This window comes from Herbidospora daliensis (genome assembly GCF_001570585.1).
GTDB classification, from domain to species: Bacteria; Actinomycetota; Actinomycetes; order Streptosporangiales; family Streptosporangiaceae; genus Herbidospora; species Herbidospora daliensis.
In genome coordinates this window covers 1-14,355 of sequence record NZ_BBXF01000001.1, presented here as the reverse complement: position 1 = coordinate 14,355, position 14,355 = coordinate 1, and the positions used below count along the sequence as shown (strand labels likewise).

13 protein-coding genes and 1 rRNA gene are annotated in these 14,355 nt (G+C 71.1%); 11 read left to right on the top strand and 3 right to left on the bottom strand.

Annotated elements, in window-relative coordinates; translation table 11 throughout:
- Position 1: 1 nt before the first annotated feature.
- From AW274_RS00070 to AW274_RS00060, 3 genes are all read right to left on the bottom strand, one after another.
- Entirely contained in the window at positions 2 to 475 is a 474-nt protein-coding gene (locus tag AW274_RS00070; RefSeq protein WP_062428205.1) for a RyR domain-containing protein, read from the bottom strand.
- A gap of 21 nt (positions 476 to 496) precedes the next feature.
- Positions 497 to 1,753 (bottom strand): MFS transporter, encoded by a 1,257-nt coding sequence (locus tag AW274_RS00065; protein ID WP_062428204.1) that lies wholly within the window; start codon positions 1,751 to 1,753, stop codon positions 497 to 499.
- Positions 1,754 to 1,838: 85 nt separating this feature from the next.
- The gene (locus AW274_RS00060) at positions 1,839 to 3,476 is read right to left on the bottom strand and encodes a class I adenylate-forming enzyme family protein (protein ID WP_062428203.1); all 1,638 of its coding nucleotides are present in this window, start codon (positions 3,474 to 3,476) and stop codon (positions 1,839 to 1,841) included.
- Positions 3,477 to 3,660: 184 nt separating this feature from the next.
- Here AW274_RS00060 and argC point away from each other — a divergent pair, with 184 nt between their 5' ends.
- From argC to AW274_RS00005, 11 genes are all read left to right on the top strand, one after another.
- Positions 3,661 to 4,683 (top strand): N-acetyl-gamma-glutamyl-phosphate reductase, encoded by a 1,023-nt coding sequence (gene argC, locus AW274_RS00055; protein WP_062428202.1) that lies wholly within the window; start codon positions 3,661 to 3,663, stop codon positions 4,681 to 4,683.
- Between the two features lie 31 nt (positions 4,684 to 4,714).
- Complete coding sequence (argJ, locus tag AW274_RS00050; RefSeq protein WP_062428201.1) at positions 4,715 to 5,866, top strand: bifunctional glutamate N-acetyltransferase/amino-acid acetyltransferase ArgJ; 1,152 nt, start codon at positions 4,715 to 4,717, stop codon at positions 5,864 to 5,866.
- Positions 5,863 to 6,744 (top strand): acetylglutamate kinase, encoded by an 882-nt coding sequence (gene argB / locus AW274_RS00045; RefSeq protein WP_062428200.1) that lies wholly within the window; start codon positions 5,863 to 5,865, stop codon positions 6,742 to 6,744. The genes argJ and argB overlap by 4 nt, the downstream gene beginning before the upstream one ends.
- Positions 6,741 to 7,913: an acetylornithine transaminase gene (locus AW274_RS00040; protein ID WP_062428199.1), complete on the top strand. Its 1,173-nt coding sequence runs from the start codon at positions 6,741 to 6,743 to the stop codon at positions 7,911 to 7,913. The genes argB and AW274_RS00040 overlap by 4 nt, the downstream gene beginning before the upstream one ends.
- Positions 7,906 to 8,823, top strand: coding sequence for an ornithine carbamoyltransferase (gene argF / locus AW274_RS00035; protein WP_062428198.1), 918 nt, complete (start codon positions 7,906 to 7,908; stop codon positions 8,821 to 8,823). The genes AW274_RS00040 and argF overlap by 8 nt, the downstream gene beginning before the upstream one ends.
- Complete coding sequence (locus tag AW274_RS00030; protein ID WP_083973744.1) at positions 8,820 to 9,335, top strand: arginine repressor; 516 nt, start codon at positions 8,820 to 8,822, stop codon at positions 9,333 to 9,335. Before argF ends, AW274_RS00030 begins: the two co-directional genes overlap by 4 nt.
- Before the next feature lie 83 nt (positions 9,336 to 9,418).
- Entirely contained in the window at positions 9,419 to 10,816 is a 1,398-nt protein-coding gene (gene argH / locus AW274_RS00025) for an argininosuccinate lyase (RefSeq protein WP_062339895.1), read from the top strand.
- Complete coding sequence (locus tag AW274_RS00020) at positions 10,798 to 11,403, top strand: DNA-3-methyladenine glycosylase (RefSeq protein ID WP_062428197.1); 606 nt, start codon at positions 10,798 to 10,800, stop codon at positions 11,401 to 11,403. Before argH ends, AW274_RS00020 begins: the two co-directional genes overlap by 19 nt.
- A 106-nt stretch (positions 11,404 to 11,509) precedes the next feature.
- Positions 11,510 to 12,769, top strand: coding sequence for a tyrosine--tRNA ligase (gene tyrS, locus AW274_RS00015; RefSeq protein WP_062428196.1), 1,260 nt, complete (start codon positions 11,510 to 11,512; stop codon positions 12,767 to 12,769).
- Between the two features lie 84 nt (positions 12,770 to 12,853).
- Positions 12,854 to 13,579 carry a tetratricopeptide repeat protein gene (locus AW274_RS00010; protein ID WP_062428195.1) on the top strand — a complete coding sequence of 242 codons (726 nt, stop codon included), beginning with the start codon at positions 12,854 to 12,856 and terminating at the stop codon, positions 13,577 to 13,579.
- A gap of 445 nt (positions 13,580 to 14,024) precedes the next feature.
- Positions 14,025 to 14,355 (top strand): 16S ribosomal RNA (locus AW274_RS00005); the annotation flags it as partial.

Genomic DNA, 14,355 nt, shown 5'->3' with positions numbered 1-14,355 from the left:
GTCAGCCGCGCACGATGCGCAGGCCCGCCGTCGCCAGCACCGCCGGGAGGGCGCGCAGCGTCGAGCGGTCCTTGTCGCGGGCGTCCTCGGTGAGGTCGGCCCACGGCACGAGGTCGGGGTGCCGCCGCGCCCGGGGGTCGTGGACCGGGCCGGGCCGCCACCCGGCCGCCACCCTCGGCAACATCCAGCGCACGTGCTCCATCCGGGCCAGCCGCTCGACCTCGACGCCCGTCAGGACGGCCGAGGGCCGCTCGCCCGGCCCGCTCAGGCGGCAGCCGACGGCGGCGAGTTTGCGCGGGACGTCGCGCGCGTGGGCGCGGCTGTCGTGGCGCAGCAGCCGGGGCAGCCGGTCCCAGGTCACCAGCGACGTGTTGACGGCCGCGTCGTCTCCGGCGGCGCGGCGGGCGCGCACGTAGTGGTCATGGACGGCGCGGGCCAGGCCGTCGACGGTCGGCTCGCTCAGGAAGTCCGGCATCCGTCCATCCTGGCGAAGAACTCACGCGGTCGCCCGCGCGACCCGTTGCGCCTCGGCGTGTTCGTCGGTGCGGGCGTCGTAGCGGCGGAACTTCGGCAGGATCGCCGCCATCGCCAGCACGCCGCCCATGCACAAGAGCCCGCCCGCGCCCAGCGAGAAGCGGGTGCCGCCGAGTTCGGCCATGGCGCTGGCGCGGGCGTTGCCCAGCATCGGGCCGGTCGAGTACGACAGCAGCTCGATGCCGGCCAGGCGGCCCCGGTACTCGTCGGGGATGGTCTGGTTCCAGATCGTGCCGCGGAAGATGCCGCTGATCATGTCGGCGCCGCCCGCCAGGGTCAGGAAGACGATCATCAGCCAGATGTTCGGCATCACCGACGCCACCGCGACGGCCGCCCCCCACAGCAGGGCCGCGACGATGACCGCCAGGCCGTGCCGGTGGACGTGGGCCGTCCACCCCGAGGTCACCGAGGCCAGGACCGAGCCGATGCCCGCCGACGCGTAGAGCAGGCCGAGCGCGATCTGCTCGTGTTCGCCGCCGAACTGCTCGGCCATGAACGGGTAGAGCGCGTTCGACATCGCGAAGAACATGGCCGCGATGTCGACCACGTAGGTGCCCATCAGGTCGGGGCGGCGGACGGCGTACCGGACCCCCTCGACCAGCGAGGCCAGCGAGGCCGGCTGGGTGACGGCCGCGCGGCGGGCCATCGGGGCCACCCGGAACAGCAGCACCAGCGAGATCAGGAACGTCAGCACGTTGATGCCGTAGGAGGGCGCGACGCCGAACGAGACGACGATCAGGCCGCCCAGCGCCGGTCCGGCCACCCCGCCGGCGCTTCTGACCAGGCCCTGGATGGCGAACGCGGCGCCCATCTGGTCGAGCCTGAGCACCTGGTTGATCACGGCCTGCTCGCTCGGGCCCCGCACGCTGTAGAGACCGGCGGTGAGGGCGCCCACGACGTACAGGACCCAGATCTGGGGGTTCGGGAGGAGGGCGTTGACCATCAGCATGAGGGCGGCCAGGCACAGGCCGATCTCCGTGGTGATGATGATCTTGCGGCGGTCCATCGAGTCGGCGATGGCGCCGCCCCACAGGCCGCAGACCACCATCGGGACGAACTCGGCCACGCTCACCAGGCCCACCGCGACGTAGGAACCGGTGAGCTCCTTCATCTGGTAGGGCACCGCGACCAGGGTGATGAACGACCCGAACATGGTGATCGCGGCCGACCCCAGCAGCAGCCGGAAGTCGCGGGACGCGCGGAGCGGGCTGACGTCCATCTTCAAACGGCGCAGCAGAGCGAGAGAACTTTTGACCACGAACGGCCAGGTTGGCCGATTCGGCGGGTGATCCGCAACTCGATTTTCAGTCGGTCAGGACCTGCCGCCGCAGCACCGTCTTGAGGATCTTCCCGCCGGGGTTGCGCGGCAGTTCCTCCTCGTGGAACCAGAACCGTACCGGGATCTTGAACTCGGCCAGCCGGGTGCGCAGGAACGCCTGGAGGTCCCCGGCCGTCACCGGGCTGGTGACGCGCACCACCGCGCCGACCTGCTCGCCGAGCACCTCGTCGGGGATGCCGATCACGGCCGCGTCGTCGATCGCCGGGTGCTCGAACAGGGCGGCCTCGACCTCGGCGCAGTAGACGTTCTCGCCGCCTCTGATGACCATGTCCTTGGCCCGGTCGACGATGTAGACGAAGCCCTCCTCGTCGACGCGCGCCAGGTCGCCGGTGTGCAGCCAGCCGTCGACGATCGTCTCGGCGGTCGCGTCGGGCCGGTTCCAGTAGCCCATGATCACCACGGGGCCGCGCATGCACAACTCGCCGACCTCGCCCCGGGGCAGTTCCCGGCCGCCGGGGTCGCAGATCCGCACGTCCATGACCGCCAGCGGGCGGCCGATGCTGTCGGGGTGGGCGGCGTACTCGCGGCCGCTGTTGTAGATCGCCAGGGCGGTGGTCTCGGTCAGGCCGTAGCCGTTGGACGGGGTGCGGTCGGGCAGCAGCGCGGTGATGCGCTCCAGCAGCTTCGGGGGAGCGGGCGCGCCGCCGTAGGAGATCGCCGTCAGCGACGAGATGTCGTGCTTGTTCAGGTCGGGGTGCGACAGGAGCTGCCAGGCGTTGGTCGGCACCCCGCTCATCACCGTCGCGCGCTCGCGCTCGATGAGTTCCAGGGCGCGTCCGGGGTCCCACTTGTACATGAGCACCAGCCCGCCGCCGGTGAACATCGTGGTCATCAGCACCGCGAAGCAGCCGGTCGCGTGGAACAGCGGCACGGTGAGCAGGGTGTTGCGGCGCTGGCCGGCGCTCTCGGCCGGGTCCTTGCCGGCCATGGCGACGCCGCGCATCATCGCGTACGCCACCGTCATCGGCGCCTGCCCGAGGTTGCGGTGGCTGCCGAGGGCGCCCTTCGACCGGCCCGTGGTGCCGGAGGTGTAGAAGATGGTCGCCGGGTCGTCGGGGGAGAGCTCGACCGGGGGCAGGGTGGTCTTCTCGCCGGCCAGGACGTCGGCCCAGTCGCGGCCGCCCTCGAAGGAGCCCCGCCGCGTGACGATCAGCGGGACCCCGGCCATCCGCCCGGCGCGCTCGCCGTCGGTGATCGCGAGCCGGGCGCCGGAGTCGGCGAGGGCGTACTCCAGTTCGGCGGCGGTCCACCACGCGTTGAGCGGCACCGCGACGGCCCCGATGGCCAGCGTGGCGGCGAAGGCGACGATCCACTCGGGGTAGTTGCGCATCGCGATCGCCACCCGGTCGCCCTTCTCGATCCCCGAGTCGCGCAGGGCGTGGGCGAGCGTCGCGGTGGCGCGGAAGAACTCGGCGTAGGTGAGGCGCTCGTCCTCGTACACGACGAAAACCTTGTCGCCGTGGAAGGCCGTGGTCTCCAGCATGGCCCGGAACGTGGCCGGCGCGTGTTTCCAGATCCGCACGCCGCCGGGCGTCTCCGCCATCTCGAACAGCTGCCCCGGGGCGGTGAGCGCCGCCTGCGCCTGGTCATGCGAGATCGTCACGAGACGTCACGATACCGACCGGTAGGTACGGATCCAAGCGACCACCTCACAACGTTGGGACCCCTTCGGTGTCATCTCGCACAATGAACCCCGGCTTGCATGATCATGTCGGCCGATGCATAATCTTCAGGAAGCAAGAAAATGTGAACCACTGCATGAACATGCAAAACCATCGGGGGGCGGGATGAAGGCGGCCATCGCCGGTGCCAGCGGATACGCCGGGGGCGAGCTGCTCCGGCTGCTGCTCGGGCATCCGGAGATCGAGATCGGCGCGGTCACCGCGGCGTCGAGCGCGGGCACCCGGCTGGGGGCCCACCAGCCCCACCTCATGCCGCTGGCCCACCGCGTCATCGAGCAGACCACCCGCGAGACCCTGGCCGGTCACGACGTCGTCTTCCTGGCCCTGCCCCACGGCGAGTCGGCCGCGTTGGCGGCCCAGCTCGGCGACGACACCCTGATCGTCGACTGCGGCGCCGACTTCCGGCTCACCGACCCGGCGGCCTGGACCGAATTCTACGGCGGCGCCCACGCGGGCACCTGGCCCTACGGCCTGCCCGAGCTGCCGGGGCAGCGCGACCTGCTGGCCAAGACCAAGCGGGTCGCCGTGCCCGGCTGCTACCCGACGACCGCCACGCTGGCCCTGTTCCCCGCCTTCGCGGCCGGGCTCGCCGGCTCCGACGTCGTCGTGGTCGCCGCCAGCGGCACCTCCGGCGCCGGCAAGTCGCCCAAGTCCCACCTGCTCGGCAGCGAGGTCATGGGCGCGGTCAGCGCCTACGGCGTCGGCGGCGTCCACCGGCACACCCCGGAGATCGAGCAGAACCTCTCGGCCGTCTCGGGGCAGCCGGTGACCGTCTCCTTCACGCCCACCCTCGCGCCCATGCCGCGCGGCATCCTGGCGACCTCCGTCGTCCCGGCCGCGCCCGGCACCACGCCCGAGTCGCTGCGCGCGGCGTACGAGGAAGCGGTGAAGGACGAGCCGTTCCTGACGCTGCTGCCCGAGGGCGTCTGGCCCTCCACCGCGATGACCCTGGGCGCCAACACCGCCGCCCTCCAGGTCACCCTCGACCGGAGGGCCGGGAAGATCGTGGCGCTGGCGGCGATCGACAACCTCACGAAGGGCACCGCGGGCGGCGCGATCCAGAGCGCCAACCTCGCGCTCGGCCTGCCCGAAGAGCTCGGCCTCCCCGTCGCCGGGGTGAGCCCGTGATGTCCGGTTCTGGAGATGAGGAGACCTCGCCATGAGCGTGACCGCCCCCCTGGGCTTCCGGGCCACCGGGATCAACGCCGGGATCAAGCCCGGCGAGCACCGTGACCTCGCCCTCGTCGTCAACGACGGCCCCTCGCGCGCGGCGGCCGCCGTCTTCACCCGCAACCGCGTGAAGGCCGCCCCGGTGATCTGGTCGCAGCAGGTCGTCAGCGGCGGCCGGGTCAAGGCCGTGGTGCTCAACTCCGGCGGCGCCAACGCCTGCACCGGCCCCGCCGGGTTCCAGGACACCCACGCCACCGCCGAGAAGGTCGCCGAGGTCATCGGCGACTCGGCGGGCGAGATCGTGGTCTGCTCGACCGGCCTCATCGGCGAGCGCCTGCCCATGGACGAACTCCTGAACGGCGTCGCCGACGCCGCCAAGCAGCTGTCACGCGACGGCGGCGTGGCCGCGGCCGACGCGATCCGCACCACCGACACGGTCAGCAAGATCTCCTTCCGCCGGGGCGAGGGCTACATGGTCGGCGGCATGGCCAAGGGCGCCGGAATGCTCGCCCCCGCCCTCGCCACGATGCTCTCGGTGCTGACCACCGACGCCGACCTGACCTCCGAGGAGTGCGACACCGCGCTGCGCGCCGCCACCGAGGTCACCTTCGACCGCCTCGACGCCGACGGCTGCATGTCGACCAACGACACCGTGCTGCTGCTGGCCAGCGGCGCCTCCGGCGTCAAGCCCGACCTGGCCGAGTTCACCAAACGCCTCACCGAGGTCTGCGCCGACCTGGCCCGCCAGCTCCTCGTCGACGCCGAGGGCGCCTCCAAGGCCATCGCGATCGAGGTCGTCGGGGCCGCCTCCGTCGCCGACGCGGTCGAGGTCGGCCGGGCGATCTCCCGCAGCAACCTGTTCAAGTGCGCCATGCACGGCGAAGACCCCAACTGGGGCCGCGTCCTGTCGGCCATCGGCACCACCCAGGCCGAGTTCGAGCCCGACCGGCTCAACGTCGCGATCAACGGCATCTGGATCTGCCGGGGCGGCGCGGCCGGCGACGACCGCTCCAAGGTCGACCTGCGCCCGCGCGACATCCACGTCACCGCCGACCTGTCGGCCGGGCCCCACTCGGCCACCATCCACACGACCGACCTGACGGCCGAGTACGTGCACGAGAACTCGGCGTACAGCTCGTGACCCCGCTGGAGAAGTCCGAGGCGCTGATCGAGGCGCTGCCGTGGCTGGCCCGCTTCCAGGGCGCGGTCGTCGTGATCAAGTACGGCGGCAACGCGATGACCGAGGAGCACCTGCGGGAGAAGTTCGCCGACGACGTGGTGTTCCTGCGCTACGCCGGGCTGCGACCGGTGATCGTGCACGGCGGCGGCCCGCAGATCAACGCCGCCCTCGACCTGCACGGCATCGCCTCCCACTTCACCGCCGGGCTCCGCGTCACCACGCCCGAGGCCATGAAGGTGGTCCGGATGGTGCTGGTCGGCCAGGTCAACCGCGACGTCGTCGGGCTGGTCAACCGGCACGGCCCGTTCGCGGTCGGCCTGTCGGGCGAGGACGCCCACCTGTTCACCGCCGCCCGCAAGCACGCGGTCGTCGACGGCGTCCCGGTCGACATCGGCCAGGTCGGCGAGATCGTCGAGGTCAACCCGGGCGCGGTGCGCGCCCTGCTGGCCGACGGGCGGGTGCCGGTCGTCTCGTCGATCGCCCGCGGCCACGACGGCCAGATCTACAACGTCAACGCCGACACCGCGGCCGCCGCGCTCGCGACCGCTCTCGGCGCGGCCAAGCTCGTGGTCCTCACCGACGTCGAGGGCCTGTACGCCGACTGGCCCGCCAGCGACAAGGTCATCCGCCGCATCACCGCGGCCGACCTGGCGGCGATGCTGCCCACGCTGTCGAGCGGCATGGTCCCGAAGATGGAGGCCTGCCTGCACGCCGTGCAAGGGGGGGTGCCGCAGGCCCACGTGGTCGACGGCCGGCAGCCCCACGTCCTGCTGAGCGAGATCTTCACCGACGAGGGCATCGGCACCATGGTCCTGCCCGACGAAGGAGCCACTCCATGACCAGCCTGTTCGACCGCTTCGAGGCGGCGTTCATGCCGAACTACGGCGTGCCGCCGGTCGCCCTGGCGCGCGGCGAGGGCTCGGTGGTCTGGGGCGTCGACGGCGCCGAATACCTCGACATGTTCGGCGGCATCGCGGTCAGCTCGCTCGGCCACGCCCACCCCGCGCTCGTCGAGGCCGTGTCGACGCAGGTCGCGACCCTGGCCCACACCTCCAACCTGCTCCTGCACGAACGCGAGGTCGAACTCGCCGAGAAGCTGCTGTCACTGCTGGGCGCCCCCGGGAAGGTCTTCCTGGCCAACTCGGGCACCGAGGCCAACGAGGCCGCGCTGAAGCTCGCCATCAAATACGGCAGGCAGACCGGCCGCAGCTACTTCGTGGCCGCCGAGATGGGTTTCCACGGCCGCACCCTCGGCGCGCTCTCGCTGACCGGCAAGCCGTCGATCCGCGACCAGTTCGGGCCCTTCCCGCTCGACGTCCGCTTCGTCCCGTACGGCGACGCCGACGCCCTGGCCGCCGCCGTCGACGGCGACTGCGCGGCCGTCTTCCTGGAGCCCACCCAGGGCGAGGCCGGAGTGGTCCCGCCCCCCGACGGATACATGGCCCGCGCCCGCGAGATCACCGCGGCCGCCGGCGCGCTGCTGGTCGCCGACGAGATCCAGTCGGCCATCGGCCGGACCGGCCACTGGTTCGCCCACCAGGCCGACGGCTACCTGCCCGACATCCTCACCCTGGCCAAGGGCCTGGGCGGCGGCCTGCCGATCGGCGCCTGCGTCGGCTTCGGCCCGGCCGCCACCATCTTCGAGAAGGGCGACCACGGCTCCACCTTCGGCGGCAACCCGGTGTCCTGCGCGGCCGCGCTGGCCGTGCTCGGCAACGTCGACCTCGCCCACGTCCAGACCGTCGCCGCCGAACTGCGCGACGGCCTCGAGGCGATCTCCCACCCCCTGCTGAAAGGGGTGCGGGGCCGCGGCCTCTGGCTCGCCGCCGTGCTCACCGAAGACCGCGCCGCCCAGGTCCAGGCCGCCGCCCAGCGCGCCGGCTTCCTGGTCAACGCCGTACAGCCCGACGCGATCCGCCTCGCACCGCCGCTGGTGATCACCCCGGCGCAGGTGCGGAGCTTCCTGACCGCGTTCCCGCCGATCCTTGATGAGGCCGCCGATGGCTAGACACTTCCTGCGCGACGACGACCTGTCGCCCGCCGAGCAGGCCGAGGTCCTCGACCTCGCCGAGGCGATGAAGAAGGACCGCTACGGCTACCGCCCCTTCGAGGGGCCCCAGACCGTCGCGGTCCTGTTCGACAAGCCGTCGACCCGCACCCGCATCTCCTTCGCGGTCGGCGTCGCCGAACTCGGCGGCAACCCGCTCATCATGGACCTGGGCACCTCCCAGATGGGCCGGGGCGAACCGATCGAGGACACCGCCCGGGTGCTCGACCGGCAGTGCTCGGCCATCGTGTGGCGCACCGCCGGCCAGGAGCGCGTCGAGGCGATGGCCTCGGCCAGCCGGGTCCCGGTCGTGAACGCGCTGACCGACGAGTTCCACCCGTGCCAGGTGCTCGCCGACCTGCTGACCGTGCGCGAGCGCCGGGGCGGCCTGCGCGGCGTCACCCTCGCCTACTTCGGCGACGGCGCCAACAACATGGCCCACTCCTACCTGCTGGGCGGGGCCACGGCCGGGATGCACGTGCGGATCGCGACGCCGGAGGCGTACACCCCCCTGGACGCGGTGGTCGCCGAGGCGCGGCAGATAGCGGCGCAGACCGGCGGCTCGGTCGAGGTGCTGTCCGACCCCCGGGCGGCCGCCGCCGGAGCCGACGTGCTGGCCACCGACACCTGGATCAGCATGGGCCAGGACGGCAAGGACGCCCGCGTCGCCGCCCTGTCGCCCTACCGGCTCGACGCCGGCCTGCTCGCGCTGGCCGCGCCCGAGGCGATCGTGCTGCACTGCCTGCCCGCGTATCGTGGCCTGGAGATCACGGCCGACGTGCTCGACGGCCCCCGAAGCGCCGTCTGGGACGAGGCCGAGAACCGCCTGCACGCCCAGAAGGCCCTGCTCCACTGGCTGGTGAACCGATGACGATCCCGCTCACCAAGGCCGCCAGGCATGCCAAGATCGTCGAGCTGCTGACCCGCAACAAGGTCAGGTCGCAGCCCGAACTGGCTCGCCTGCTGGCCGAGAGCGGGGTCGAGGTGACCCAGGCGACCCTCTCGCGCGACCTCGACGAGATGGGCGCGCTTAAACTCCGCACCGACGACGGCACGCTCGTCTACGCGGTGCCCGGCGAAGGCGGGGAGCGGGTCCCGATCTACCGGACCGCCACCCCCGCCGAACAGCCGGAGGTCCGGCTGCGCCGCCACGCCGAGGAACTCCTGGTGTCGGCCGAGGCGTCGGCCAACCTGGTCATCCTGCGCACGCCGCCCGGCGCGGCGCAGTTCCTCGCCTCCGCGATCGACCACGCCGGATGGCACTCCATCCTCGGCACGGTCGCCGGAGACGACACGATCCTGGTGATCAGCCGGGATCCCCTGGGCGGCGACGCCCTGGCGGCGGCGTTCTTGCGCCTGACCGCCCGCAACAAAGACCAGTGACACTCCCCATCGGCTAAGGTCGCCGATTGGACACGAACGTATTCGAAGGGTGGGCGTTTGCGGTGAGCTCGGAACGGAAGCCGATGCGGCTGTGGGGTGGCCGTTTCGAAGGGGGGCCGGCCGACGCGCTGACCCGCCTGTCGGTGAGCGTTCACTTCGACTGGCGCTTGGTGCCCTATGACCTGATGGCGTCCCGCGCCCACGCCCGCGTGCTGAACCGGGCCGGTCTGCTCACCAACGACGAACTCGGCCGGATGCTGGCCGCGATCGACGACCTGGAGGCCGCCTGCAAGGCAGGCGAGTTCCGGCCGACGGTCGCCGACGAAGACGTCCACACGGCCCTCGAACGCGGTCTGCTCGAACGCCTCGGCACCCTCGGCGGCAAGTTGCGGGCCGGCCGGTCGCGCAACGACCAGATCGCCACCGACCTGCGCCTCTACCTGCGCGACCACGTGCGCACCATCGTGTCGCGGGTGGTCGAGCTGGAGACCGCGCTGATGAGCCAGGCCGAGGAGCACGCCGACACGGCCGCCCCCGGCATGACCCACCTCCAGCACGCCCAGCCGGTCTCGTTCGGCCACCAGCTGCTGGCCCACGTCCACCCGCTGACCCGCGACATCGACCGGCTGCGCGACTGGGACAAGCGCGCCGCCGTCTCGCCGCTGGGTTCCGGTGCGCTGGCCGGCTCGTCGCTGCCGCTCGACCCGGTCGCGGTCGCGGCCGAGCTCGGCTTCGACTCCGCCGCCCCCAACTCGATGGACGCCGTTGCCGACCGCGACTTCGCCGCCGAGTTCCTCTTCGACGCGGCGATGATCGGCATCCACCTGTCGCGGCTGGGCGAGGAGATCGTCCTGTGGGCCTCGCAGGAGTTCCGCTGGATCGAGATGGACGACGCCTACTCGACCGGCTCGTCGATCATGCCCCAGAAGAAGAACCCCGACGTCGCCGAGCTGGCGCGCGGCAAGTCCGGCCGCCTCATCGGCGCGCTGATGACGATGCTGACCACGCTCAAGGGCCTGCCGCTCACCTACAACCGGGACCTCCAGGAGGACAAGGAGCCCGTGTTCGACGCGGTCGACACCCTCAACCTGGTGCTGCCCGCGATGGCGGGCCTGGTCTCCACGATGCGGGTCAACACCTCGCGGCTCGAATCGAGCGCGCCCGACGGCTTCGCCCTGGCGACCGACCTGGCCGAGCTGCTGGTCCGCAAGGGGGTCGCCTTCCGCGACGCCCACGAGGCGGTCGGCCACCTCGTCGTCTGGTGCCAGGTCAACGACAAGGACCTCGGCGACCTGACCGACGAGGAGCTGCTGAAGGTCTCGCCGCACTTCACGCCCGACGTCCGCGACGTGCTCAGCGTCCCGGGCGCGCTGGCGGCCCGCAAGGCCCACGGCGGCACCGCGCCCGACCGGGTCCGCGACCAGCTCGCGGCGCTCCGCGAACTCGTCGACGCCCAGGCCGCATGGGCGACTGGGGCCTGACGCTCGACCGGTCGTTCTTCGACCGGCCGGCCCATGAGGTGGCGCCCTCCCTGCTCGGGAAGGTCGTCGTCCATGGGCCGGTGGCGGTCCGCCTCACCGAGGTGGAGGCCTACGGCCTGCCCGGTCAGGATCCCGCCTCGCACACCTACCGGGGCATGACCCCGCGCAACGCGGTCATGTTCGGTCCGCCGGGGCATCTCTACGTCTATTTCACGTACGGGATGCACTACTGCGCCAACGTCACCTGCCTGCCGCCGGGAACGGGCTCGGGGGTGCTGCTGCGGGCGGGCGAGATCGTCGGCGGCGCCGACGTGGCGGCCGAACGGCGCGGGCCCGCCGTGAAAGCGCGTGACCTGGCCCGCGGCCCGGCCCGGCTGGCGGTGGCCATGGCGTTCGGCCGCGACCACAACGGCGAAGACGTCGTCTCCGGAGAGATCCGCGTACACGAGGGCTCTCGGGTCTCGCCGGAAAAGGTGATGGAGGGCCCGCGCACCGGCGTGTCCAGCGGCAAGGACGTGCCGTGGCGGTTCTGGATCGACGGCGATCCCACGGTCTCGCCCTACCGGGCCCACATGCCGCGTCGCTGACCTGCATCGACGGGCTGCACGCGGGTTTTCGTGGCGACGCCGCCCCGCCCCGGCCGATAGGCTTTCTCGGCACTCCGTATCGGATATTCACCGAAAGCCAGGAACTGTGACCGACATCCTCGATGAGCTCGAATGGCGCGGTGTGACCGCGCAGACCACCGACGCCGACGCGCTGCGCAAGGCGTTCGCCGATGGTCCGGTCACCGTCTATGCGGGTTTCGACCCGACCGCCCCGTCGCTGCACATGGGCAACCTGGCCACCCTGCTGATCCTCACGCGGTTCCAGCGGGCGGGGAACAAGCCGATCGGTCTCGTCGGCGGCGCCACCGGCCTCATCGGCGACCCCAGCGGGCGCAGCACCGAACGGTCACTGAACAGCGAGGACATCGTCGCCGACTGGGTGTCGCGCATCCGCGTCCAGGTCGAGAAGTTCCTGTCGTTCGACGGGCCGCACGCCGCCCAACTGGTCTCCAACCTCGACTGGACCTCCGAGATGTCGGCGATCGGGTTCCTGCGCGACATCGGCAAGCACTTCCCGGTGAACCGCATGCTCGCCCGCGAGTCGGTCTCCGCGCGCCTCGCCGGTGAGGGCCTCAGCTACACCGAGTTCAGCTACCAGATCCTGCAGGCCAACGACTACCTCGAGCTCTACCGCCGCCACGGCTGCACCCTCCAGGTCGGCGGCAGCGACCAGTGGGGCAACATCACCGCCGGCGTCGACCTGATCCGCCGGGTCGAGGGCGCGCACACCCACGCCTACACCGGCAAGCTGATCACCAAGGCCGACGGCACCAAGTTCGGCAAGACCGCGGGCGGCTCCATCTGGCTCGACCCCGAGCTGACCTCGCCCTACGCGTTCTACCAGTTCTGGCTGAACAGCGACGACCGCGACGTGATCCGCTTCCTCAAGGTCTTCACCTTCCTGGAGCGCGAGCGCATCGAGGAGCTGGAGACGGCCGTCGCCGAGCGCCCGTTCGCCCGCGAGGCGCAGCGCGCCCTGGCCGAGGAGCTGACGACGATGGTCCACGGAGCCGACGAGGTCACCCGCGCCATCGACGCGTCCAAGGCCCTGTTCGGTCAGGGCTCGATCCAGGACCTCGACGCCGCGACGCTCGCCGCCGCACTGGCCGAGGTCCCCAAGGCCACCGCCTCTCTCGGTACGACCTACGTCGACCTGCTGGCCGAAAGCGGCCTGGCCAAGTCGAAGTCGGAGGCCCGGCGCGCCATCAAGGAGGGCGGGGCCTACCTCAACAACGTCAAGGTCACCGACGAGGAGTACGTCCCGACCTCCGGCGACCTCCTGCACGGCCGCTTCCTGGTGCTGCGGCGCGGCAAGAAGACGCTGGGAGGCGTCGAGATCGCCTAGTTCTGTGTGAATTCGTACACAGAACTTCTCCGTGCTCCGTCCTATCGTTGCCGCACCCTCCCACCAGCGACGATAGGTGAGCGCATGTTCGACCGTGACACGACCGGGCTCGTCGAAGGCGGACGGTGGGGCGTGGCGGGCGACCTCTCCGAGGACGACCTGGCCACCGCCCACCGCCGCCGCGCGATCCTCCTCTGCCGCCTCGGCGAGTACGCCCAGGCCGAGGCCGCCGCCACCGAATCCCTGGCGACCCGCCTCACCGCGGCCGGTTACACGGCCCGCGCGATGCCCCGCTGCCTCCTCGGCGACCTCGAAGGCGCGTGGGCCGACGCCGAACGCGCGCTGCTGCTCGACGCGACCCACGTCAGCGCCCACGCCGTGCGCGGCCGGGTCTTCCTCGCCATGGGCCGACCGGCCGACGCGCTGGCCGACTTCGACATGTCCACCGTCGCCGAGTCCTACGACGGCGACGCCCGCGTCGACCGGGCCGAATGCCTGCTCATCCTGGGCGAGCCGGCCCGCGCGGCGGCCGCGTGCGACGAGATCATCGCCACCGGCCCCGGCGCCTTCCACGAGCTCGGCGGGCTGCCACCCCAGGGCGAGCCGCACCGCGTGCACCTGCTGCGCGCCCGCGCCCACCTGGCGCTCGGCGACCCGGTCGCCGCCCTCACCGACTGCTTCCTCGCCGCCGACCTCTCGCCTTGCTCTCCGGAGGTGTACGAGGTCCGCGCCGAGGCGTACCAGGCGGCCGACGCCATGGGGGACGCCTCCGCCGACCTGGCCAAAGCCGCGGAACTCCGGGCCGCCTGAAATGTGACGCGGGTAACAGTCCTGGCACCCCACGGTCATAGGAGCCTTAAATCACCGCCCTGACCTGGGGAAACGCCGTGTGGACGCTGATTTGACGCGAGGTTCCGGGTTGCCTAATGTTCTCTTCGCCCCGGGAACACGGCAGCGCCGGAACCCAGGGACATCCCACCGAGAACATCCCGCCGGAAACGGCGATTGGACACGGGCGAGATGATGAAGTAAGCTTGAAGGGTTGCGCCAGAAACGGCGCGGTCCGCTCCGGTCAGATCTGATCGGGAACTGCGGTAAAGTTGGATCACCGCCCAGCAAGTATCTGTGGGCAGACGTGTGCGTTTCTTGAGAACTCAACAGTGTGCTAAAAGCCAGTGCATGATGCACAACCCCGTCTATTAGACGGATTCCTTTGGTTGACATTATGTCAGCCGGGAAAATTCTCTGAAGACATCTTTTGGAGAGTTTGATCCTGGCTCAGGACGAACGCTGGCGGCGTGCTTAACACATGCAAGTCGAGCGGAAAGGCCCTTCGGGGTACTCGAGCGGCGAACGGGTGAGTAACACGTGAGTAACCTGCCCCTGACTCTGGGATAAGCCTGGGAAACTGGGTCTAATACCGGATGTGACGTCTTCCGGCATCGGATGGACGTGGAAAGTTTTTTCGGTCAGGGATGGACTCGCGGCCTATCAGCTTGTTGGTGGGGTAGTGGCCTACCAAGGCGACGACGGGTAGCCGGCCTGAGAGGGCGACCGGCCACACTGGGACTGAGACACGGCCCAGA

Excerpts from the sequence above, each read along its gene's own strand:
- argF (WP_062428198.1), top strand. The coding sequence starts at position 7,906 with ATGGCTAGACACTTCCTGCGCGACGACGACCTGTCGCCCGCCGAGCAG.
- AW274_RS00020 (WP_062428197.1), top strand. The coding sequence starts at position 10,798 with ATGGGCGACTGGGGCCTGACGCTCGACCGGTCGTTCTTCGACCGGCCG.
- AW274_RS00070 (WP_062428205.1), bottom strand. The coding sequence starts at position 475 with ATGCCGGACTTCCTGAGCGAGCCGACCGTCGACGGCCTGGCCCGCGCC.
- argH (WP_062339895.1), top strand. The coding sequence starts at position 9,419 with ATGCGGCTGTGGGGTGGCCGTTTCGAAGGGGGGCCGGCCGACGCGCTG.
- AW274_RS00040 (WP_062428199.1), top strand. The coding sequence starts at position 6,741 with ATGACCAGCCTGTTCGACCGCTTCGAGGCGGCGTTCATGCCGAACTAC.
- AW274_RS00030 (WP_083973744.1), top strand. The coding sequence starts at position 8,820 with ATGACGATCCCGCTCACCAAGGCCGCCAGGCATGCCAAGATCGTCGAG.
- AW274_RS00065 (WP_062428204.1), bottom strand. The coding sequence starts at position 1,753 with ATGGACGTCAGCCCGCTCCGCGCGTCCCGCGACTTCCGGCTGCTGCTG.
- argC (WP_062428202.1), top strand. The coding sequence starts at position 3,661 with ATGAAGGCGGCCATCGCCGGTGCCAGCGGATACGCCGGGGGCGAGCTG.
- AW274_RS00010 (WP_062428195.1), top strand. The coding sequence starts at position 12,854 with ATGTTCGACCGTGACACGACCGGGCTCGTCGAAGGCGGACGGTGGGGC.
- argJ (WP_062428201.1), top strand. The coding sequence starts at position 4,715 with ATGAGCGTGACCGCCCCCCTGGGCTTCCGGGCCACCGGGATCAACGCC.